The organism is Microvirga splendida (assembly GCF_016427565.1).
Taxonomy (GTDB): domain Bacteria; phylum Pseudomonadota; class Alphaproteobacteria; order Rhizobiales; family Beijerinckiaceae; genus Microvirga; species Microvirga splendida.
Genome location: NZ_JAELXT010000011.1, coordinates 48,516 through 70,154 on the forward strand (window position 1 = coordinate 48,516; position 21,639 = coordinate 70,154).

Below are 21,639 nucleotides of genomic sequence, written 5' to 3' on the forward strand. Positions count from 1 at the left end.
CATGCAGAGTGAGGCTCTCTTGACGAACGCCCCTGCGGCCGCTTCGATGCGCGCCTCATCGAGGCCATCCCTGTCCGTGTCCATCCGCCGAGTCCCCACAGCCATCCTGGTCGTCTACACGCTGCTTCTGGCGCTGGGGCTCGGCCTGGGCTCGGCCTATTGGGCCATCAATGGCGCCCCGCCTTTCGGCGGCCTTCGGCTCGGTCCCTGGCAGGCATGGCCCAGGCTCGGCTCCCCTGAGGCCGATCCCTACATGCGCGCCATCATCGCGCGCCGGAGCGACGTTCCCTTCGCCACGGGTGAAGGGATCGGGTTCACGGCCAGCGTGGACAGTGACGGCAGGCTGCTCGACTCGGCCTGTTCCTACAGTATCGGGCCGAGCGCACCCATCGCCCGTGTTTGGACCCTGACCCTTTATGACCAAGCCGGCCGCCTGCCAGTCACGGAACTCGGACGCGGGAACTTCACTTCGGCCGAGGTGTTGCGCGACACGCAAGACCGTTTCTCCATCGCCCTGTCCCGATCTGTGCAGCCCGGCAACTGGCTCCAGCTTCCCGCCGGAGGGGCCTTCACGCTGGTGCTGCGCCTCTACGACCCTCCGGGAGCCGCTGGCGCCAATCTCGAGGAAAGCGAAATGCCGGTCATCCAGCGGCTGGAGTGCGGCGCATGAGGGGATTCGGCCGTTTCGTCATCGCTACCCTCTGCGGCCTCGTCATAGCCCTGGGTGTGCACATCGCGGCCATCCTGGCCAGCCCCTATCTGGCCGATCAGGATGCCTTCTCCAAGGTCCAGGCGACCCTCACCGCCGACAAGGCGCAGATCATCAGCGCTCCCGGCGGCGCGAATACCTGGCTGCCTGCTCCCGATCCAGCCACGGCAGTGGCAACCTGCGCCTTCGACCTGCGGAACGGGCCGATGCGGGTTGCAGCCCGCACGGGCTCGCTCCCTCTCTCCTTCTCGTTCCACAAGGAGACGGGCGGCGTGTTCTTCGCCGTGACGGATCGAGCCGCCGTGCGCGGCGAGCTTGAGATCGTTGCCATGACGGCGCGCCAGCTCGACGAGGCCAGGGCCGCCGAGGACGAGAACGACCCGTCCCGCGACGTGAGGATCGTTGCCCCTGAATTGCAGGGCTTCGTGATCGTGCGCGTCGTCGCACCCGCACCCAGTCTGCGGCCCCAGGCAGAAGAGATGGCGAAGGCGGTTTCCTGCACGGCTGAGCAGGACGCCTGACGTTCATGCCCTGGCGGCCGATGACCCCGCAGGACCTGGGCGAGGTTCAGGCTCTGGCGGACAGGATCCATGTGAGCCACCCGGAGGATCCGGAAGTCCTGGCCGAGCGGCAGAGCCTCTATCCGCAGGGCTGCTTCGTTCTGACCGAGGCTGAACGCGCCATCGGCTATGCCCTCACCCATCCCTGGCGCTTCGCGGAGCCGCCGCCCTTGAACCGGCTTCTCGGCGCAGTCCCGTCCCCGGCTACGACCTATTACATTCATGATGTCGCCCTGCTGCCCGATGCGCGGGGCAAAGGCTATGCCGCGCAGATCACGGACCGGCTGGTGGCCCATGCGCGCGAGGCAGGCTTCAGCAACCTGTCGCTGGTCGCCGTCAACAAATCGCAAGTCTTCTGGGAAAAGGCGGGCTTTCGCGTAATCGCTATTCCGGGCCTGGGGGCAAAGCTCGCAAGCTATGGACCGGATGCGGTGCTGATGGTGCGCGACGTGACCAGCCTCTAACGACGCCTAACGGCGCTACTTCGGCAAAAAAGATTAATCAAGAACGGCGACGGCCGGGACCTTTGGAGGCGAAGGGGCGGGAGGGACCTGGATTGGACGCCGGCCTCTCGTAGCGGACGCCCGTGAAGAGCAGGATCTCGCCTCTGGGCTCGTCAGCCGGCAGATGCGGACGCGCCGGCCGCTCGGTAACATTCGGGAATGCGATCACCACTCCTGGCGATCTCGTCCAGACGTCTTGCATGCTGCCCTCCTCTTCTACGGTGCCACTGGTTGCCTCGACGACTGACTCACAAAAAGAGACTCATGGTTAACAGATGGTTTCCGCCGGGCTCCGTCATGCTGAAAAATGCCGGGCCTGACATGAAAACAACATTCACGGCTGCGCTTATGTTCCGGTTGGAATCGATCACATTCCGTGCAGCGGCCTCCCGTTAAAGATGCGCTAAGATGCGCCCTCTAGCTTTTGAGCAGTTGCGTTGAAGCGAGTTGCGTATGACGTCCTCCTCGAACCCGGATCTGTGGTCGGGCCTGTCGGGCTTCGGATCCTCCGAGAGCGCAACGCCCGACATGCGCGCCGCCCTCCTGAAGGTGAACGCGGAGATGTTTGTCGCCGCGCCCGCCCGCGACAGGGAGAGCATTGAGACTTTCGAAGCACTCATGCTCGGCTCCCTGCCGCGCGCGGATGCGGCCACTCTCCTGGCGCTCGCCCGCATCCTCGCGCCCTGTGCCGATGCACCGCCACCCGTTCTCGACTATCTCGTTCAGCATTGCCCGGAGGCACGATCCTTCGTGCTCCAGCACGCCACCCATCTCCCCGAGACGGTGAACCGCCGGCAGCTCGCAACGCCTGCAGGACGCCTGCGGCTCGCCGCCCGCTCCGATCTCGATCCCGCAACTGTCCGGAGGCTGCTGCTGCTCGGCGAGGAAGCTGTCGCGGAAACTCTTGCGGCCAACCAGGCCGTTGCACCCGAGACGGGCTCGTTCAAGCTCCTGGTGCAGCGCGCACGCTGCCGGCCTGCTCTCGCCCGCATCCTTCTCAGGCGCGACGATCTTCCGACTGGCGACGAAGCGCTCCTGTATCTCGCGGCCGACACCGAGCGGCGCGCAGCGATCCGCGAACACGTCGCCGCCATGCTGGCCCGGCGACGCATCACTCTGTCGTGCGTCCTCACCGAAGGGGATGTTGCAGAACTGCTGGCCGTCAGCCGGCGGGGCGATGCGGAGCGGCTGGAGGCACTTCTCTCGGCTCTGCTGGGGTTTCCGATCTCGACCGAATGGCGGGTGCTCGAACTCGGACGGCATCGTCTGCTCGCCCTCGCCTTGAAAGCACTCGGTCTGGACAGGAGGGATGCGACGCGGATTTTCCTGTGCCTCCACCCTGCCCTGTCCTATCCACTCTCGGCGATCAGGGAGCTGGTACGCGAAGTGCGGGACGTTCCCGGCCCGGTCGCGCTTGCGCTCGTCGAGGCGATCCTCGGAGTGCGGGTGCTGTCGCGAGAGCATCAGGCATGAACAGCCGGCGCACCGCCTGCGGATGCGGTGCCTCCGTTCAGAGGAGGATGCCTCCAGACCAAGGTTTCTGGTAGGATTTCTCATTCTGTCACATTGGCCGGAGGTTGGGATGTTCCTGGAAACGATTGAGGAAGAGAACGCAACCGGCAGGGTCGCAGAGATCTACGAGCGGCAGAGGGAGCAGCTCGGATTCGTCATGGAAGCGACGAAATGCTTCACCGCCCGTCCCGACCTGCTGCCGATCTACACAGATTTCTCGGACAGGATCCGGGCCGGCTTTTCCCTTGGCCTGCGCGAATGGCGTTTGATCACGCTGATTGCCGCAAAGCACATCCCGTCGACCTATTGTTCACAGGTCTACAGCAAGCAGCTCATCGCGGACCTCGGATCGAAGGACGCCGTCCTTGCGGTTCAGCACGACTTTCGAACGGCAGGGTTGTCGGCGAAGGACGTAGAGATGCTGTCCTATGCAGAGAAAGTCGCCACCGATGCGTCGCGTATTTCGCAATCCGACATCGACCGACTGCGGTCAGCAGGATTCTCGGACCGGCAGATTTGCGACATTGCTCTCTGCGCAACCTTTCGGTGCTTCGTCAGCCGGTTCTTCGACGCGGTCGGGGCCGGTACGGAAGCGGCCTTCATCGACAGCGACGAAGAATTCCGATCGCAGATGACCGTCGGCAGGGCCCTCTGACAGGGATCGATCCGCGAAACTAGTCGCCCGGCGCCAGATCCAGGAGATGGCGGCCTTGCCTGTCGTCGACCTCGACGAGCCAGAGATCGGGATCGAAACGCAGTTCGCGGGTCATGCGCTCCTCCACGTCGAGGGGCATCACGCCCTGCAGGATGGGAGCGAAGAGTCGCTCGCCGCTGTCATCGAGGAATACCTGCGGCGCGGGGCCGTACAGGCTTGCAGTGCCGTCGAGATGATCGACCTTGACGAAGATGGCTCCGGCCTCGGCCGCTCCACGCTTGCGCAGGGCAGCGTCGAGGCCTTCCACCGAGCAGCGGCGGAGATAAGCGGAGACCCAGAAGTCCGAGCGGAGGCGTGCCACTACTGAACCGCGATGCCGGATGCGTTGGACAATTCGCGCATGGTGCGCCCGTTGAACTCGCCCGTCACCGGCAGGCGCCGGTCCTGCTCGAAGCGTTCGATGGCCTGCCTGGTTCCGGAGCCCATCAGGCCGTCTACCTTCACGCTGTAGCCGAGCCGCGCAAGGGCGCGCTGTCCTGCAAGAACCGTGTCGCCAGGATCGGGCCGGCCTACATTGCCGGGCGGCACCGGCACGGGACCGCCCATGCGGATCATGTCCGCGATCGGATCGCGTGCGGCGGTGCGCGCCGGCGGCGCTGCCGGCGCAGGCTGCTGTGCCCGGGCAGGAGGCGCGGCGGCCGGCGCGGGCTGTCCGCCGTTGCGGATCATCTCCGTGATCGGGCTGCGCGCCACGGGCTTCGTTGCCGCTCCAACCGCACCTGCTTCAGGCGCAGCTGCATGCGGAACGAAGGCATGCGGATTCGGTCCTGTCGACGATTGCTCGGTCAGTTCAGTTCCAGGGCGCACCGGAGGCAAGGGCTGATCGGCTCCAGCCTCAGGAGATGGCTCAGGGGCAAGCACGATCTCGCGCGTGTTGAAGAGAGGCGCGGGATGGCGGCTGTTCTGCAGCGCCAGCGCGTTCCAGGCAATCGCCCCTCCGCATCCGGTCAGAAACAGGGCCGCGAGAATCTGCCGCGGATGACCGAAGACGAAAGCGGCGGCCTGCTCGGCCATGCCCAGCCTGCGCTGAGGCTTCGCGGCCCGCCGCTGCGGTGGCCGCGCCGGCGCCTTGCGCCGCACGACGGCGGGAAGGTCCAGATCGTCATCGGGCTGATCGGCAAAAGCTTCGCGCAAGGGATCGTTCCGTTCTCATAAAGATGAGGTCGTTTTGGACCACGTCAGCAAAAGGACAAGCCCGCGGCGTGTTCCGCTCGCTGTCCCTCTAGCAATGGAGCCTGCCAGAGGGCGCTTAAACGAAACCTAATTGCCGCAGCCGTGCGACCGGGGAGATGCCAAGGCCGCATCGATTCCGGCATCCGCAGGCTGCGGGTCGGCGAAGAGCGCTCAAGTTTTCCATTGCCCCACAACAACTTGGCGTCGACTAAAAGCGGCAAGGTTTCGTTCATCCTGTTTGCAGGTTTCCCGCGACACGCCTACGCGGGACGCGCCGGGTCCGGTATGGTGCTGCATCATTGTTCGCTTCAGGCCATACAGTCACCTCCGATGTTGTCCATTCTCCGTTTCGTCCTGATCGTCGGCGCCATTTTCTACTACTCGCCGGTTCGCCAGAAAGGCGAAGGCACCGCTGCCCTCGAGGCGTTCTTCACGCCGAAGGCGAGCGAGCCTGCCGCCTCTTCTCCGTCGCCCAAGCCTGAGAGTCCGGGCCACCTGGAGACCGTCTGGAAGGCCCTGCCCGACAGCGCCAAGCAGGCCGTGGTCGACAAGATCATGACGTCCTCGGGCTTCCCCCTGGCGGACGCCTCCAGGCCGGCCGATACCCTGAAGTCTGAGGACCGCGCGTCGGCCGCAGCGAAGCCTCGCACGTAGATTCCGGCGCACCCGTCGCCAAACGGCAGCCCTGTGGCTATATGAGCGGCAGACATCACAGGTTTTCCATGCTGCCGACCATCGACGAAATCGTTTCCAACTTCGAGCTGCTCGACGAGTGGGAGGAGCGTTACCGCTACCTCATCGAGCTCGGCCGGCTGATGGAGCCGCTGCCGGACGATGCCCACAGCGACGCCAACAAGGTCCAGGGCTGCGCCAGCCAGGTCTGGCTCCAGACCGACGTGCAATCCTCCGGGGGGCAGCCGGTTCTGCACCTGCTCGGTGACAGCGATGCCCACATCGTGCGCGGCCTCGTGGCGCTCCTGATCTCCCTCTATGACGGCAAGACCGCGTCCGAGGCGCTCTCCACGGACGCGCTCGGCCTGTTCAAGGAACTCGGCCTGTCCGAGCATCTGACGCCGCAACGGTCGAACGGCGTCAGATCCATGGTCGAGCGCATTCGCCGGGATGCGCAGATGGCGCTGGCTGCCTCCTAGATCCGCCCGCCCTCGATTACCACCGCCTGCCATGTGCGGATGCCGCGCGAGGCTGCCGGTCCGCGCGCTTCCGCCTCGATGCCGTAATGCTCCGCGAGACGCGTGAGGGCGAGGCGCACGACGATCTTGGCCGAACGTGCGGGCCATTGCCGCTCCCGCTCGATCTGCTCCAGCCCCTTGAGGAAGCCACACAGGTCGAGGAGCAGGTCGCTGAAATCGCCCCCGATGGCATCGAAGGCGTGGCGGAGTCTCTGGCGTGCTGCGACCATCCGCTCCGTGGCCTCGCCCGGTGAGGCAGGGCCGCCGGTCTTCGGCATCGCATCCCACCGCGCCGTCACGCCCGGCAGGAGGCCTGCGAGCATGATGTCGGTGCGAAGCCGCTCTCCCGCTTGGTAGGCTGTCTCATCGATCATCGGCGCGCCGTTGCGGTCCCGGCGCCGGCGCAGCCAGTCGAGGGGGCTCTCTTCCGTGTCGATCCGCACGCGCGTCGTGCCCATGGCGGTCTCGACATTCGTGGCCTGCGTCTCGCGGTGCTGATGCAGGAAGGCGAGATCCGCATCGGGCGCGGCGGCCCGGCGCAGATGGGCTTCGCCGGCTGACGTCAGTTGCAGCGTCCGGCGGCCCGAGCCTGCCTGCTGCCAAGAGGCGAGGTCCCTGCCGACGAGGTCCTCCGCCGACGCCGCCGCGAAGCTCCCTGCCCCGACCGAGACGCCGCTGCGGCGCCTGTGGATAAGCACGCTCGACGGATCGGTCGGATCGACGAACGCCCAGGTCTCCGGCTGGCCGAGCGCCCCCAGCAGGCGCCTTGCCTCCCGGGTCAGGGAATCACCTGCCGGTTGTCCTGCTGCCGGAACAGTCTTGTTCTTCGCATGTCCTCTGCGCCTCTTCGAACCACCCTTCTCCACGGGTGAAAATCCTGCCGCGGCAATACTTTGATGAAGCGCATCGCCGTCTTCAATGTTCATGTTTCGTTCCTATAAATAAAGTAAGGAAGGGCTGCCCCTTCCTTCTTCGATAGTGGGGTCATATTCCTAGTTGTCAACGCGATTCAAAACTGTTGATAAGACTGAGGATAACTGGGACAGCCCAGGGTTCGCCCGCACATTGGCCGCAATGCTCCCCCGCTTTTTTCCGGCGGGGGAGCATACTGGATCATGCTGCAGGCATGAGGTTCAGCGCTCCGGGCTCAGCCCCTTCCGCGAAGGGAAACCCCTCGTCGGCCCAGCCGGTCATGCCGCCGAGCATCAGTTTCACCGGTCGTTCGAGCTGCGCCAGCTTCAGTGCGGCCTTGTCGGCGCCGTTGCAATGCGGGCCAGCGCAATAGACCACGAACAGTGTCGAGCCGGGCCAGGCCGACATCCGCTCCGGCGTGATCTCCCGATGGGGAAGGTTGAGCGCGCCCGGCACATGGCTGCGGGCATAGGCCTTGGGCCCGCGCACGTCGAGGACCACGAAGTCGGCCTCACCGCTCGCGGATGCCTCGTGCACATCGGCGCAATCGGTCTCCAAGGAAAGGCGAGCAGCGAAATGCGCCTGCGCGACGGCGGGTGCGGCTGCCGGAATGGCCGCGACGGAACTGGCTGGCATGTGATCCTCCTTGTGGAAAAGCCGTGGCCAGAGTTCCGCAGAGGCGTCATGGTGGAAAGCGGCGCTCCCGCCAACAGACGTAAAGATCATGCCAAACCGCCTCGTCGTCGCCCTCGCCTATGACCGCCTGAGCACCTTCGAGTTCGGCATTGCCGTCGAGATCTTCGGGCTGCCGCGCCCGGAGATGGGCCCGGACTGGTACCGCTTCGCCGTCTGCGCCATCGAACCGGGCCCCTTGCGCGCCATCGGCGGCTTCCAGATCATGGCCGATGGCGGCCTCGAGCTCCTGGAGCAGGCGGACACCATCGTGATTCCCGGATGGCGCGGAGCCTCCGCCGAGCCGGTCCCGCCGGCGCTTGTTGACGCTCTGCGGCGGGCGCATGAGCGCGGCGCGCGGCTGATGTCCATCTGCTCCGGTGTCTTCGCGCTGGCAGCCACCGGCCTCCTGTCGGGACACCGCGCGACGACCCATTGGCATTACGTGGAACAGCTCTCGAGGGCTTATCCCGAGATCAAGGTCGAGCCGGACGTGCTCTACGTGGACGAGGGCCGGCTGCTGACATCCGCCGGCAGCGCGGCGGGAATCGATCTCTGCCTGCATGTGGTGCGCACCGATTTCGGCCCCGAGATCGCCAACCGGCTTGCCCGCCGCCTCGTGGTGCCGCCCCATCGCGAGGGAGGCCAGGCGCAGTTCATCGAGCGCCCCGTTGCACCGGCCCGGGAGGGGGCACGATTCGCTCCCCTGTTCGACCGGATGCGGCAGCGGCTCGGCGAAGAGCAGCCGATCCACATGCTGGCCGCAGAGGCAGGCATGAGCACGCGTACGTTCCTTCGCCGCTTCAAGGCCGCGACAGGCCTGCCGCCGGGCGAGTGGCTGCTGGGTGAGCGCCTGATCCGCGCCCGCGAAATGCTGGAGACGACCCGGCACTCGATCGAGGATATTGCCGGCGCAACCGGCTTCGGCTCCGCCGCAACGTTGCGCCATCATTTCCGGTCGCGGCTCGGCACCAGCCCTGCCGCCTATCGAAGCCGCTTCGCGCAAGGAGCCAAGATCAGCTCCAGTCTCAGCGGAGCTCCGGAATGAAAAAAGCCGCCCGAGGGGCGGCTGATTTCAGAGAATGCGTGTCGTTCAGCTGGCGCTGCGCGAGGAGCGGCGCTTCCGGCGCTGCTGGCCGAGGCCCATTTCCTTGGCGAGCTCGGAGCGAGCCTTCGCGTAGTTGGGAGCCACCATCGGGTAATCGACGGGCAGGCCCCACTTCTCGCGGTACTGCTCGGGGGTCATGTTGTACTGCGTGCGCAGGTGGCGCTTCAGCGACTTGAACTTCTTTCCATCCTCGAGACAGACGATGTAATCCGGGGTCACCGACTTCTTCACCGGGATCGCGGGCTTGGGCGCCTCGACCGGAGCTTCCACCGTGCCGCCCCCGACACGCAGAAGAGCCGTATGGACTTCATTGATCAGGGTCGGAAGATCGGACGAAGGAACAGAATTATTGCTGACATAGGCAGAAACGATATCAGCAGCCAGCTCAATGTAGTTCGAAGCAGCGATGTTGTCGCTCATTTTGATTTTCTTCCTTTCCGGCTCTTTAGAACAGCTCAAAAAAGCTTTTCAACCTATCTTTGAGCATTCTCGTCTGAAGCAATGCTTGCCTCTTCCTAGAACCGCACCGTACTTGCACAGAAATCGTGCCTGCTCGTCCAAGTATGGCAAATTCAGCCGCAATGCAAGATGTTCAAAAGGAAAACTTTGGAAAACTTCGTATCATCTTTCACTGTGCAATAAACCTGCATTCAAAAGTTAATGCCTGTGCCCATAGGTTAGGGCCTTGATCACACGAATTTCATCGTTGGTCCCAAAGAAGTAACTAAAACAGAACCTCCCGGCACCTGTTCTGCCCCCTGCGGACCCTGCATGGGAAATCGGAGTTATCTGTGCATAATCCCTTCCCGCTCCCCTCACCGGAAGATTTCATGAAACCCGAACGCCTCCCCTTTCACCCTTTGCCTGCTGCTCCCTCAATTCCGGCCAGACCGCACGTCTTCGCGATGCATGGGGTGGAGGTTCGGGACGACTATGCATGGCTGAAGGCTGAGAACTGGAAGGAGGTTCTCAAGGATCCGGCGGTTCTCGATCCGGAGATCCGCGCCTGCCTGGAGCGGGAGAACGCGTACGCTGCCGCAGCCTTCGCGGGCACCGAGGAATTCCAGTCGCGCCTCGTGGCCGAGATGCGCGGCCGCATCAAGGAAGACGATTCCACCGTTCCCGAGCCGGACGGTCCTTATGCTTATTTCACCCGTTATCGCGAGGGCGGGCAGCATCCGCTCGTCTGCCGCCAGCCCCGCGACGGTGGGGCTGAGACCATCATGCTCGACGGCGACAGGCAGGCCGAAGGCCATCCCTTCTTCGATCTCGGCGGCGCGGACCATTCCCCCGACCATCGGCTCCTCGCGTGGGGCGCCGACATCAAAGGCTCGGAATACTTCACGATCCGCGTGCGCGATCTCGAAAGCGGCACCGATCTGCCGGACGAGGTGGCCCAGACCTCCGGCGGCGCCGTGTGGCTCAACGACTCGTCGGGCTTCTATTACGTGGAACTCGACGAGAACCACCGCCCCGTGCGCGTCAAGCGCCATCTCCTCGGCACCGCTCCCGACCGGGACCAGGTCGTCTATGAGGAGAAGGACCCCGGCTTCTTCGTGAAGCTCGGCACCACGCAATCGGATGCCTTCGTGCTCATCGAGGCGAGCGACCATGAAACCTCTGAAATCTGGCTCCTCGACCGGTCCGACATGTCGGCCGCACCGCGCGTCGTCGAACCTCGCACGCCGCAGCTCAAATACGACGTGGAGCACCACGGGAGCGATCTGATCATCCTCACCAACGCGGACGGGTCCGAGGATTTCAAGATCGTCGCCGCTCCCGTCGCCACACCCGGGCGCGATCATTGGCGCGATCTGGTGCCCTACCGCCCGGGCACGATGATCCTCTCCCACGTGGCGCTCGCCCGCTATCTCGTGCGCCTCGAGCGGGAGAACGCGAACCCGCGCATCGTGTTGAGGGAGTTCGCGACAGGAGCCGAGCAAAGTGTGGCCTTCGACGAGGAAGCCTATTCCCTGGGCTTCTCGGCCGGCTACGAGTTCGACACGGACACGATCCGCTATCATTACTCGTCGATGACCACCCCGAGCGAGGTGATCGACTACGACCTGCGCACCGGGGAGCGCAGCTTACGCAAGCGTCAGGAGGTGCCGAGCGGGCACAACCCGGCCGACTACGTGACCCGCCGCCTGTTCGCCACCGCTCCCGACGGAGAGCAGGTGCCGGTCTCCATCGTCCACCGGCGCGAGGTCGCCCTCGACGGCTCCGCCCCCTGCCTGCTCTACGGCTACGGCTCTTACGGCATGTCCATGCCGGCGGGCTTCCGCACCGGCATTCTGTCCCTCGTCGACCGGGGCTTCGTCTACGCCATCGCGCATATCCGCGGCGGCACGGAGAAGGGCTGGCGCTGGTATATGGAGGGCAAGCGCGAGAAGAAGATCAACACCTTCACGGATTTCATCGCCTGCGGCGAGGCTCTGGTCCAGGCGGGCTACACCTCACGCGGCCGCATTGTCGCCCATGGCGGCAGCGCCGGCGGGATGCTCATGGGGGCTGTGGCGAATCTGGCGCCGGACCTCTTCGCCGGAATCATCTCCGAGGTTCCCTTCGTCGACGTGCTCAACACCATGCTCGACAGCGAACTGCCCCTCACCCCGCCGGAATGGCCGGAATGGGGCAATCCGGCCGCGGACGAGGCCGCCTTCCGCACCATCCTGTCCTACTCGCCCTATGACAACGTGAAGCCTCAGGCCTACCCGGCCATCCTGGCGCTCGCAGGCCTCACCGACCCGCGGGTCACCTATTGGGAACCGGCCAAATGGGTGGCGCGGCTCCGGGCCACCATGACGGGCGGCGGCCCGATCCTGTTCAAGCTCAACATGGAGGCCGGGCACGCGGGCGCCGCCGGCCGCTTCGACCGCCTCGAGGAGGTCGCCCTCGCCTATACCTTCGCGCTGAAGTGCATCGGGGGGTTTCAGACCTGACGCAGAGCCCTATGTCTCGTTGTACCGTATCCTGCCGCTCAGCTCGAGGCAGCCGGGAGAGACCAGGGATTCCGAGAGTATGCGTCGATGACCGAAAGGCGCCCTTCAGAGACGGCCGCCGATGTTGCTTCCTATGGAGAGAGCGACAGGCAACGCCTTGCCGATCTGGAACGCCGCCTGCGTGAGACGGAGAATGCCCTGCGCCTGAGCAACGGCAAGTTGCGCATGGCGCTCGACATCGGCAAGGTCGGGTCCTGGGAGCGCGATCTCAGGACCGGAGAGGTGACGGGAACTGCCACCTTCAAGGCCACCCTGGGCCTGCCGCTGGATGCTTCCTTGAACTACGAGGAGTTCCAGAAGCTCATTCATCCCGGCGATATGGACCGGATAGACCAGGCCATCGTCTTCGCGCTCAAGACGAAAACGGACTTCAACGTCGAGCACCGGGTGATCCGGCCCGATGGGGGCATCGGACGCGTCCTCGTGCGGGGAGGCGCGATCTTCGAGGGTGAGGAACCCGTTCGCCTGATGGGGATCATCCAGGACGTGACGGCCCGCGAACAGGCCAAGGAGGACATGCACTCGGCCCAGCGCCGTCAGGAGTTCCTCCTGAACCTGAACGATCAGTTGCGCAGCCTCGAGGATCCCGACGCCATCATGGAGGCCACGGCCAAAAGCCTGGGACGCTTCCTCAAGGTGGATTGCGCCGGCTACGGCGAGGTCGACGAGGAGCGCGGCGTTATCCTGGTGGAGCGCGAATGGTCGAAGGGGGCCATCGGCAACGAGGGACGGGCCTACCGTCTCTACGATTTCCTGCCCACCATGATGGCGGAACTCAAGCTGGGCCGGCCGATCTTCGTCGAGGACATCAGGACCGACCCGCGCGCGGACAATCCCGAGGTCCAGACGGCTTACAGCACGATCAATGCCCGGGCGGCTCTCGCGGTGCCCCTGCTCAAGAACCAGAAGCTGACGGCCGTGCTCTACATGCACACGTCCCAGCCCCGCGCCTGGTTCGGAGACGAGTTGTCCCTCGTCGAGGACGTCGCCGAGCGGACATGGACGGCCGTGGAGAAGGCCCGGGCCGAGAGGGATCTCCGGGAAACGGATGCGCGGTTCCGATTGATCGCGGAGTCGCTGCCGGCCCTGGTCTGGATTCTCAATCCCAAAACCGAACTGCTCTATACGAACGAGCGCTGGGTGACCTATTCGGGCCTTCCCCGCGAAGATGCGCTCGGCCACAGCTGGACGCGGGCCATTCACCCCGACGACATGGCCAGAATGAGTGAGGAGCTTGTGCCGGTCGTCACCCTCCATACACCCTACACGACGGAGGCCCGCTACAGATCGCACGAGGGCCATTACCGTTGGCATCTGATCCAAGGCGCCCCCATCCACTCCGCAACCGGTGAGTTCAAGGGTTGGGTCGGCACCAGCGTCGACATTCACGATCTGAAGGTGACGGAAGAGGCGCTCAGAAAAAGCGAGGAGCAGCTCCGCATTGCCCTTCAGGCTGCCAGGATGGGGGATTGGAGCTGGGATATCGGCACGGATATGTTCGCCCTCTCGGACAGGGCTGCCGAAATCTTCGGCCTCACCCGCGGATCGATCAAGAAGGACGAACTGGCAAGGCAAATCCATCCAACCGATCTGCCTCGGATGATCGAGTCCAAGATGGATGCCATTCAAAACCAGCAACAGTTCAGCACCGAACTCAGGGTCAGACGCCTGAACGACAATGCTCAGATTTGGGTCGCGGCTCAGGGCCAGGTCATCTACAACCAAGACGGTACCCCGAGCGGCATGACCGGGGTCGTTCAGGACATCACCGACCGCAAGCAGGCCGAGGAGCGTCAGCAGCTGCTGATCCGCGAGCTGCATCACCGGGTCAAGAACACGCTCGCCACCGTCCAAGCCATCGTCGGCTCCACCGCCCGCACCGCATCCAGCATCGACGAGTTCTACCAGGGCTTCGTCGGCCGCATCGTGTCGCTCGCCCGCACCCACAACCTGCTCACCGAGGACCTGTGGCAGAAGGCTGCTCTCGAGGACCTGATCCAGACCGAACTCGGCCCCTACGAGGACGAGGCGCGAAACCGCATCATCGTCGAAGGTCCTCATGTGGAGCTGCCCTCCGAGGCGGCGGTGCCCATCGGCATGGCCATTCACGAGCTGACCACCAACGCGGCCAAGCACGGAGCTCTGTCGACCTTTGGCGGTCAGGTGGAGGTGCGCTGGCGGGTGGAGCCGGGCGAGGAGCGGCCGATCCTGCATTTTGCCTGGACCGAGCATGGCGGTCCGCGGGTGAGCACGCCCACCCGTCAGGGCTTCGGATCCCGCCTGCTGCGGCGCGTGCTGGCCACGCAGCTCCAGGCTGAGGTGCAGATGGAGTTTCCCGAGGAGGGCCTGCACTTCACCATGACCATGGTCATCCCAGGCGAACCGCCCATTTTCAACCCGGACCGTCCCGAGAATTAACCTTCCGTTTATTCGTCACTCCCTCTTATGATCTATTGCCGCCCTCACGCATGACTTTGTGGCATGAGGTGACGTAGCCTCCAGAAATGCTTAGAAAGCAGCAGGCGCAGCTCCAGAGCATTGTTCATGATCAACAGGGTCGACGTTCCTCCGTTTCCAAAAGCCGTTGCGCCGCAAGGCGAGCGGCAGCCCAGCACACAGGAGAAGGGCCGAGACATCAGCGGGACGGACTCACGCGGGAACAGCGCCATGCTGCGTCTGGCGCTTGAGATCGGTCGCCTCGGATCGTGGGAGCGGGATCTCGTGACGAACGAGATGACGGCCAATCCGATCTGCAGGGCCCACCTCGGATTGCCGGCCGATGAGCCTTTGACCTTCGAGAAGCTGAAGAAGCTGCAGCATCCGGGTGATGTGGAGCGCATCAACCAGGCCGTCACCTATGCGCTGGCGACCCGGTCGGACTTCAATGTGGAGCACAGGATCGTCCGTCCTGATGGCTATATCGGTCGCCTCCTCGTCAGGGGCACGCCGATTTTCGAGGATGGCAGGCCGGTCCGCCTGGTCGGCGTCACGCAGGATGTGACCGAGCGCGAGCGCGCCAAGGAAGAGCTCAAGGATGCCCGGCGCCGCCAGGACTATCTCCTGAAGCTCAATGAGCAGCTTCGGAGCTTCAAGGATCCGTTCGCCGCCATGGAGGCGACCGCTCAGAGCATCGGCCAGCTCCTGAAGGTGGACTGCGTCGGCTATGGCGAGGTGGACGATGGCCGCGGCGTGGTGCTCGTCGAGCGCGAATGGTCGAGAGGTGCGATCAGCAATGAGGGCCGGGCGTATCGCCTGCAGGAATTCCTCCATGGCATGATTGACGACTCGAAGGTGGGGCAGACCCTGACCATCGAGGATATCGCCACGGATCCGCGAACGGGAAGCCCTACTCTCCAGAGCTTCTACAGCACCATCAATGCCCGGGCCGTCTTGACCGTCCCGCTGCTCAAGGAAGGCCACATCACGGCCATTCTCTACGTGATCTCGTCCATGCCGCGCTCCTGGTCGGATGAGGACGTGGCCCTGGTCGAGGATGTGGCTGAGCGCACCTGGACGGCCGTCGAGAAGCTGCGTGCGGAACGCGGCCTGCACGATACCGAGTTCCGGTTCCGGACCTTTACCGAAGCGCTCCCCGGATTTGCATGGATCGCCACGCCGGAACTCGAACTGGTCTATTACGTGAATGAGCAGACCTGGTTCGAATTCTCAGGGCTTTCGCGGGAGCAGACCCTGGGCCATGGCTGGCTGTCGATCGTCCACCCCGAGGATCTCGCCGCCATCATGCAGGATGCAAAGAAGGCGACCGACGATGTGATGGAAGCCGAGATGCGCTATCGCTCGGTCGACGGCACCTATCACTGGCACATCGTTCGGGTTGGCTCGCTTTACGATTCCAGTGGCGAGTTCAAGGGCAAGATCGGGACGAGCATCAACATCCACAACCTGAAGGAGACCGAAGCGGCCCTGCGCAAGAGCGAGGAGCGGCTCGCCCTGGCTCAACGGGCCGCGCGGATCGGGGTCTTCGACTGGGATGTGGGCAGCGGCGCCATTACCTGGATGTCGGAGCAGGAAGAGCTGTTCGGGATCGAGCCCGGCAGTTTTGAGGGCACCTACGAAGGCTGGAGCTCCCGCATTCACCCGGCTGACCTGAATGCGTTCGAGAAGAGTTTTAGAGAGACGATTGCCCGAGGCGATCGTGAGATGGCCTTCACGTATCGTATCCCGCTCCCGGATGGCTCCTTCCGTCACATCGAAGGCAGCCTGATGATCTTCTACGGGCAGGACGGCACTCCGGCCCGGATCATCGGCGTCAATATCGACGTCACCAAGCACAAGCAGGCGGAGCACCGCCAGCAGCTGCTGATCCGCGAGTTGCATCACCGGGTCAAGAACACGCTCGCCACCGTCCAAGCCATCGTCGGCTCCACCGCCCGCACCGCATCCAGCATCGACGAGTTCTACCAGGGCTTCGTCGGCCGCATCGTGTCGCTTGCCCGCACCCACAACCTGCTCACCGAGGATCTGTGGCAGAAGGCTGCTCTCGAGGACCTGATCCAGACCGAACTCGGCCCCTACGAGGACGAGGCGCGAAACCGCATCATCGTCGAGGGACCCCATGTGGAGCTGCCTTCGGAGGCGGCGGTGCCCATCGGCATGGCCATTCACGAGCTGACCACCAACGCGGCCAAGCACGGAGCTCTGTCGACCTTTGGCGGCCAGGTGGAGGTGCGTTGGCGGGTGGAGCCGGGCGAGGAGCGGCCGATCCTGCATTTTGCCTGGACCGAGCATGGCGGTCCGCGGGTGAGCACGCCCACCCGTCAGGGCTTCGGATCCCGCCTGCTGCAAAGGGTCCTGGCCACCCAGCTTCAGGCGGACGTCTCGATGAACTTCCCCGAAGAAGGGCTTCGTTTCACCATGACCCTGCCGATCCCCGGCGCTCCGCCGATCTTCAACCCGGATCAATGACGCCATGCTGATGAACGCAAGCCGCTCGCACCTCGTCGTGGTCGATGTTCAGGCCCGCCTGATGCCCGCGATCCACGACAGCGAAGGCCTTGTGCGCAACTTGGCCATCCTGCTGGAGGCAGCCAAGCGGCTCAAGATCCCCGTCACGGTGACGGAACAGTATCCCAAAGGGCTGGGAGCCACCCTTCCATCGGTGGCGGAGGCGCTCCCTTCGGAGGCCGTCACCCTGCCGAAGACCACCTTCTCGGCCGCCCGGGAGCCTTCGATTGCGGAGCGGATCGCAACCATGCGGGGCAGCAGCCGCGATCAGCTTGTGATCTGCGGGGCCGAGGCGCATATCTGCGTGCTGCAGACCGCCCTGGAGTTCAGGGCCTCAGGCCTGGAGGTCTTCGTGGTGGCCGATGCGGTGTCGAGCCGCTCGCCTCATAGCGTCAACGCCGCCTGCGCGCGCCTGCTGCATGCGGGATGCCATTGGGTGACCACGGAGATGGTGGCTTTCGAGTGGATGGAACGGGCTGCGACGGACGAGTTCCGCGCCCTGGCGCCGCTCTTCAAAGACTAGCCGACGAATTGCCTTCGCCGCCGGCTGCGATGAACTCCTTCAGCTCGTCCAGGGACTGGAAGCGGAAGGTGCCGCTCGGGGTCTGAGCTTCGATGGAGCCATCCGAGAACATCACGTACTTGTTGTCGCCGGAATTGTAGGTGCCGATGACCGTAGCCGGGCTCTCCTCGTCGGACGGCGCCTCGTCTTCGTACCGGGTCTCCTGATCGGCCTCCGGAGCGGCAGTATCGTCGCCACGCTGCAACTCTGTCTCGGAATCGACGGCAGCAACGGCCTCGGCAGGCTCATCGCTCCGGTCACGATCCTTGCCTCCGGGCTCGCGGTCATCACCCAGCTCGAAGACCTCGACCTCGAGACCCGGCTCGGCAACGAGAGGGCCCTCCTCATCATTGCGCCGCCGGTCTGCCAGGAGGAAGTCAGGCACCTTGAGGTCCTGCTCCTGCTCGTCCCCGGCAGGCGGGGCAATCGGGGTGGTCCGCGGTGGGAATGGAATGACAGGGGCGGCATCCCTGTCGGTGGGCCACTCGGCGGCGGCCACCATGGGCTTGTCCTGAGGCTCGTCCTGCTCGCGTCTCTCCTGCTCCTCGAAGAGAGGCAGGGTCGGCTGGCTGTCGTCAGTGCGATCCTCGTCGGCATCGGCCGTCTCTGCCGCAGCGACACCCGCAAGCCCGGCGCCGGCAAGTGCCCCGGCGTGACGGCTCATACCGAACTCATCGATCCCGGAGCCCGCCTGCAGCTCCGAGAGCCGCTTTTCGATCTTCGCCAGCTTGGAGACCGCCGCCGCAAGGCCGAGGAGAAGCGCACCGCTCGCCGCCGTGACGCTGCCGGCGATCACCATGGTCCAGCCGCGTTCGACCAGAACGATATCCCATCCGAAGAAGGCAGCCAGCAATCCGCCAACGATCATCGCGAGAGCGAGGGCCAGAAGAGCGATGATCATGCTGTCTCCATCATACGCAAACTATAGTTATTGAATGCAAAGCTATGCTTGTATAGGCAAAAGACAACCGCGATGGAAGCTTGGGCAGAAAAAAGTCCGGAGCTTGGCCGTTGCTCTTAGGGCTCCTGCGCTTTAACTAACGCTCAAGCGCATCCGGCGATGCGCGGTCGCACAAGACGGGCATCGGATCGACCCCAAAGTCGCCACTACTTTCGGGTCCGATGCCCCGGGTCGCTCAATCCAAAGGAGACGCCGATGTCGTTCACCCTGCCCGAACTGCCTTATGCCTATGACGCCCTGCAGCCCTACATGTCACGCGAAACCCTGGAGTTTCACCACGACAAGCACCACGCGGCTTACGTCAACACCGGCAACAACCTGCTGAAAGGCACGGAATTCGAGGGCAAGAGCGTCGAGGAGGTCGTGAAGGGCTCCTACGGCAAGAACCAGGCCCTCTTCAACAATGCGGGACAGCATTACAACCACATCCACTTCTGGATGTGGATGAAGCCCAATGGCGGCGGCGCCCTCCCCGGCAAGCTCGAGAAGAAGATCGTCGAGGATCTCGGCTCGGTCGACAAGATGAAGGAAGATTTCATCCAGGCCGGCGTGAGCCAGTTCGGTTCGGGCTGGGCCTGGCTTGCGGTCAAGGATGGCAAGATCACCGTCATGAAGACCCCGAACGGCGAGAACCCGCTGGTCCACGGCGCCCAGCCGATCCTCGGCTGCGACGTGTGGGAGCATTCCTACTACATCGACTACCGCAACCGCCGCCCCGACTACGTGAAAGCCTTCCTCGACAATCTCGTGAACTGGGAGCATGTCGAGGAGATGTTCGAGCAGGCGACGAAGTAAGCGATATACCGCACCGTCAAACGGGCCTCTTCGGAGGCCCGTTTTTATTTTATCCTGCGCCGCTCGCGCGCCAGAACTCCGCATTGGGCGTCACCCCGTCCGCGTCGGCGCTGAACTCGGGCCGGATGCGGTCGAGGAAGTACATATCGGTGGCGCCGATATGTTTGACGCCGACCGATCCTCGTGCCTCCGCGTCGAACAGGCGGGAGACATGATGGAACGTGCTGGCGGAGATGTTGACCCGCCCGGGCTCGCAGGCCTCCTCGAGGCGCTGCGCGACATTCACCGCATTGCCCCAGATGTCATAGGTAAAGCGGCGATGCCCGACGATACCGGCGATCACCGGGCCTGAGTTGATACCGATCCTCAGCTCCCAGGGCGCGAGGCGAAATTTTTCGCGCTGGCGATTGGCGCTCCGGATGAAGGCCTGCATCTGCAACGCCGCCAGGCAGGTGTCGATGGCGTGCGTACGGCTCGGCATGGGCAACCCGCCTGCACAAAGATAGGCATCGCCGATGGTCTTGATGGTCTCCAGCCGGTTGTTGACCGCGATCTCGTCGAAGCGCCCGAAATTCTGGTCGAGCTGATCGATGAGCCGCGCGGGGTCGAGGGACTCCGTGAGCAGGGTGAACTTCTTGAAATCCGCAAACAGGATGGTGGTCGCCTCATGAAAGCGGGGCTCGACCTTTCCACGATGCTGCAGCTCGTGGGCCACCGGCTCCGGCAGAATGTTGCGCAGCAATCGCTCGGATTGGTCCCGCGCCTCCTCGGCCGAGGCCTTGGCCTGAGCCAGTTCGGTCAACAGGGCGTTGCGCTCCAGAAGCTGGCGCCGCAGCTCGAGCAGGGCCATGGCCTGCTGCGCGAGACGGCGCACGGCCTCCCGCTGGGATGGGCGCAGCTCCCGCGGCTCGAAGGCCACCACACATAGGGTCCCCAGGCCGTAGCCCTCGCGCGAGATCAGCGGCATGCCGCAATAGAAACGCAGATGCGGCTCGCCCGTCACCACGCCGACATGCTTGAACCGCTCATGGGCCGTCAGGTCGGGCACGTAGACGAGATCGTTCGCGCAGACCGTGGAGTTGCAGACGGTGATCTCGCGAGGACATTCGGTGAAATCGGCCGGCAGGCCATACTTGGACTTGAACCATTGTCGCCGCTCGTCGATCAGGCTGACGATCGCCACGGGGCAGTTGCAGATCTCCGCCGCAAGCTCGGTCACGGCATCGAAGGCGAATTCGGGCGGCGTGTCGAGCACCTGATAGAGGGCAAGCGCAGCCAGCCGCTCAGCCTCGTTGACGGAGGACGCCTCCTGCATCGGCCTTCTCCCTTGGCCCCTCAGCCCCCGGATAAGCCTGCACTGTCCTGACTATACGCGATATTCCTTGAATTTCAGGGAAAATTGAGGCCCTGCTCCGTCTCAAGGGACAGGAGCGAGCTTCAACCGCCTGTCCGCCAGCAACTCACCGAAAGCATCGGACTTCAGATAGTCCAGCTCCGCGACACGGCTTTCCACCGCCGGATCGAGCGCCCGCAGCTCGTCGTCCACATACCCCGGATGGCACATGACGACCGGGTGAGGCCCGAGCCTCGAGAATGCCTCCTCGAACACGCGGGCCGCCGGGACGGAGAGGTCGAGCGGGGCAAAGCCCGAAAAGCCCTTGTTCGTCTGAAATCCGGCAGCATGAGCGCCTCGTGCAAAGCCCCGGCTCAGGGACTTCACGACCAGCGCCTTGCTGCGCCCGATGGGGCGGCGCAGGATCGCGGCCACCCGATCCGAGGGATCGCGAAGCCAGACACGCCCGGCATACCCCCTCTTCCGCAGAACCTCGATCAGAGCAGGCCTGATCCCCGGAAGCACATGCACGTGCTGGTGGCCGTCGACGAATGCCGGCGCCGCTCCATGGCCATCGATGAAGGCGTCGAGCTGACGTTCGATCTCCCGGGCGATTTCATCCGCCGAAAGCTGGCGCTTCAAAGCCTTCGGCAGGAGATCCCCGAGCGTGGGAAGCATGCCGGACGGGGCAAGCTGCGGCATGGGGGCCAGGGGCGATCCCGTGGTGAGATTGAGGTGAAGGCCTACGGCGATCCGGCCCCTCAGCGGCTTCAGACTCCCCGCAGCCCGCCGCCAGCCGGGCATGTTGGTCATGGCTCCCGTGGCCGAGAGGCGGCCCATCTCCGACAGCTCGACGATGCCCCGGCTCACCCCTTCGGCGAGGCCGAAATCGTCGGCACAGAGGATGACGTTGCGGGAGAAGCTCATGAATGTCCTGAAAACGGTTCTGCCGCACCCTAATCCTCTT

General features: G+C 64.4%; 22 protein-coding genes. 13 read left to right on the forward strand and 9 right to left on the reverse strand.

The window, feature by feature from the left end:
- The first annotated feature begins 19 nt into the window (after window positions 1-19).
- From JAO75_RS12490 to JAO75_RS12500, 3 genes are read left to right on the forward strand one after another with little or no spacing between them, the layout of a single operon-like run.
- Window positions 20-670 carry a DUF1214 domain-containing protein gene (locus JAO75_RS12490; RefSeq protein WP_199049470.1) on the forward strand — a complete coding sequence of 217 codons (651 nt, stop codon included), beginning with the start codon at window positions 20-22 and terminating at the stop codon, window positions 668-670.
- On the forward strand, window positions 667-1,230 hold the full coding sequence (locus JAO75_RS12495; protein WP_199049471.1) for a DUF1254 domain-containing protein: 564 nt from the start codon (window positions 667-669) through the stop codon (window positions 1,228-1,230). Before JAO75_RS12490 ends, JAO75_RS12495 begins: the two co-directional genes overlap by 4 nt.
- 5 nt (window positions 1,231-1,235) lie before the next feature.
- On the forward strand, window positions 1,236-1,733 hold the full coding sequence (locus JAO75_RS12500) for a GNAT family N-acetyltransferase (RefSeq protein ID WP_199049472.1): 498 nt from the start codon (window positions 1,236-1,238) through the stop codon (window positions 1,731-1,733).
- A 37-nt stretch (window positions 1,734-1,770) separates the two neighbouring features.
- On the opposite strand, the gene JAO75_RS12505 is transcribed toward JAO75_RS12500, so the two are convergent.
- Window positions 1,771-1,974: a hypothetical protein gene (locus JAO75_RS12505; protein ID WP_199049473.1), complete on the reverse strand. Its 204-nt coding sequence runs from the start codon at window positions 1,972-1,974 to the stop codon at window positions 1,771-1,773.
- 251 nt (window positions 1,975-2,225) lie between these two features.
- Between JAO75_RS12505 and JAO75_RS12510 the strand changes: the two genes are divergently transcribed.
- Together JAO75_RS12510 and JAO75_RS12515 are read left to right on the forward strand one after the other, a co-directional pair.
- On the forward strand, window positions 2,226-3,245 hold the full coding sequence (locus tag JAO75_RS12510) for a DUF2336 domain-containing protein (RefSeq protein WP_199049474.1): 1,020 nt from the start codon (window positions 2,226-2,228) through the stop codon (window positions 3,243-3,245).
- Window positions 3,246-3,354: 109 nt separating this feature from the next.
- Window positions 3,355-3,939, forward strand: coding sequence for a carboxymuconolactone decarboxylase family protein (locus JAO75_RS12515; RefSeq protein ID WP_199049475.1), 585 nt, complete (start codon window positions 3,355-3,357; stop codon window positions 3,937-3,939).
- Window positions 3,940-3,958: 19 nt separating this feature from the next.
- Here JAO75_RS12515 and JAO75_RS12520 read toward each other — a convergent pair whose 3' ends face one another.
- Window positions 3,959-4,300 (reverse strand): DUF1491 family protein, encoded by a 342-nt coding sequence (locus JAO75_RS12520; protein WP_199049476.1) that lies wholly within the window; start codon window positions 4,298-4,300, stop codon window positions 3,959-3,961.
- Window positions 4,300-5,133 carry a peptidoglycan-binding domain-containing protein gene (locus tag JAO75_RS12525; protein WP_199049477.1) on the reverse strand — a complete coding sequence of 278 codons (834 nt, stop codon included), beginning with the start codon at window positions 5,131-5,133 and terminating at the stop codon, window positions 4,300-4,302. The genes JAO75_RS12520 and JAO75_RS12525 overlap by 1 nt, the downstream gene beginning before the upstream one ends.
- A gap of 369 nt (window positions 5,134-5,502) precedes the next feature.
- Between JAO75_RS12525 and JAO75_RS12530 the strand changes: the two genes are divergently transcribed.
- On the forward strand, window positions 5,503-5,826 hold the full coding sequence (locus tag JAO75_RS12530; protein WP_199049478.1) for a hypothetical protein: 324 nt from the start codon (window positions 5,503-5,505) through the stop codon (window positions 5,824-5,826).
- A 68-nt stretch (window positions 5,827-5,894) separates the two neighbouring features.
- Window positions 5,895-6,323, forward strand: a complete 429-nt coding sequence (locus tag JAO75_RS12535) for a SufE family protein (protein WP_199049479.1) — start codon at window positions 5,895-5,897, stop codon at window positions 6,321-6,323.
- Here the strand turns inward: JAO75_RS12535 and JAO75_RS12540 are convergent.
- Together JAO75_RS12540 and JAO75_RS12545 are read right to left on the reverse strand one after the other, a co-directional pair.
- Complete coding sequence (locus JAO75_RS12540) at window positions 6,320-7,288, reverse strand: DUF6456 domain-containing protein (protein ID WP_246742478.1); 969 nt, start codon at window positions 7,286-7,288, stop codon at window positions 6,320-6,322. The genes JAO75_RS12535 and JAO75_RS12540 overlap by 4 nt on opposite strands.
- Before the next feature lie 187 nt (window positions 7,289-7,475).
- Entirely contained in the window at window positions 7,476-7,910 is a 435-nt protein-coding gene (locus JAO75_RS12545) for a rhodanese-like domain-containing protein (protein ID WP_199049480.1), read from the reverse strand.
- 88 nt (window positions 7,911-7,998) lie between these two features.
- On the opposite strand from JAO75_RS12545, the gene ftrA reads away from it, so the two are divergent.
- Complete coding sequence (ftrA, locus tag JAO75_RS12550; protein ID WP_199049481.1) at window positions 7,999-8,994, forward strand: transcriptional regulator FtrA; 996 nt, start codon at window positions 7,999-8,001, stop codon at window positions 8,992-8,994.
- A 45-nt stretch (window positions 8,995-9,039) separates the two neighbouring features.
- On the opposite strand, the gene JAO75_RS12555 is transcribed toward ftrA, so the two are convergent.
- Window positions 9,040-9,474, reverse strand: a complete 435-nt coding sequence (locus tag JAO75_RS12555; protein ID WP_199049482.1) for a Ros/MucR family transcriptional regulator — start codon at window positions 9,472-9,474, stop codon at window positions 9,040-9,042.
- A gap of 410 nt (window positions 9,475-9,884) precedes the next feature.
- On the opposite strand from JAO75_RS12555, the gene JAO75_RS12560 reads away from it, so the two are divergent.
- The 4 genes from JAO75_RS12560 (at window position 9,885) to JAO75_RS12575 (ending at window position 17,544) form a co-directional block, all read left to right on the forward strand.
- Complete coding sequence (locus JAO75_RS12560) at window positions 9,885-11,996, forward strand: S9 family peptidase (RefSeq protein WP_199049483.1); 2,112 nt, start codon at window positions 9,885-9,887, stop codon at window positions 11,994-11,996.
- A gap of 87 nt (window positions 11,997-12,083) precedes the next feature.
- A complete protein-coding gene (locus JAO75_RS12565) occupies window positions 12,084-14,474 on the forward strand; it encodes a PAS domain-containing protein (RefSeq protein WP_199049484.1) in 2,391 nt (796 codons plus the stop codon).
- A 126-nt stretch (window positions 14,475-14,600) separates the two neighbouring features.
- Window positions 14,601-16,982, forward strand: a complete 2,382-nt coding sequence (locus JAO75_RS12570) for a PAS domain-containing protein (protein ID WP_199049485.1) — start codon at window positions 14,601-14,603, stop codon at window positions 16,980-16,982.
- Window positions 16,983-16,986: 4 nt separating this feature from the next.
- Complete coding sequence (locus tag JAO75_RS12575) at window positions 16,987-17,544, forward strand: hydrolase (protein ID WP_199049486.1); 558 nt, start codon at window positions 16,987-16,989, stop codon at window positions 17,542-17,544.
- Here the strand turns inward: JAO75_RS12575 and JAO75_RS12580 are convergent.
- Window positions 17,534-18,484 carry a hypothetical protein gene (locus JAO75_RS12580; protein ID WP_199049487.1) on the reverse strand — a complete coding sequence of 317 codons (951 nt, stop codon included), beginning with the start codon at window positions 18,482-18,484 and terminating at the stop codon, window positions 17,534-17,536. The two genes, JAO75_RS12575 and JAO75_RS12580, sit on opposite strands and share 11 nt — an antisense overlap.
- 255 nt (window positions 18,485-18,739) lie before the next feature.
- Here JAO75_RS12580 and JAO75_RS12585 point away from each other — a divergent pair, with 255 nt between their 5' ends.
- Entirely contained in the window at window positions 18,740-19,339 is a 600-nt protein-coding gene (locus JAO75_RS12585; protein ID WP_199049488.1) for a superoxide dismutase, read from the forward strand.
- 49 nt (window positions 19,340-19,388) lie between these two features.
- On the opposite strand, the gene JAO75_RS12590 is transcribed toward JAO75_RS12585, so the two are convergent.
- Together JAO75_RS12590 and JAO75_RS12595 are read right to left on the reverse strand one after the other, a co-directional pair.
- Entirely contained in the window at window positions 19,389-20,654 is a 1,266-nt protein-coding gene (locus JAO75_RS12590; RefSeq protein WP_199049489.1) for an adenylate/guanylate cyclase domain-containing protein, read from the reverse strand.
- A 102-nt stretch (window positions 20,655-20,756) separates the two neighbouring features.
- Window positions 20,757-21,599: a ChbG/HpnK family deacetylase gene (locus JAO75_RS12595; protein WP_199049490.1), complete on the reverse strand. Its 843-nt coding sequence runs from the start codon at window positions 21,597-21,599 to the stop codon at window positions 20,757-20,759.
- Window positions 21,600-21,639 lie beyond the last annotated feature (40 nt).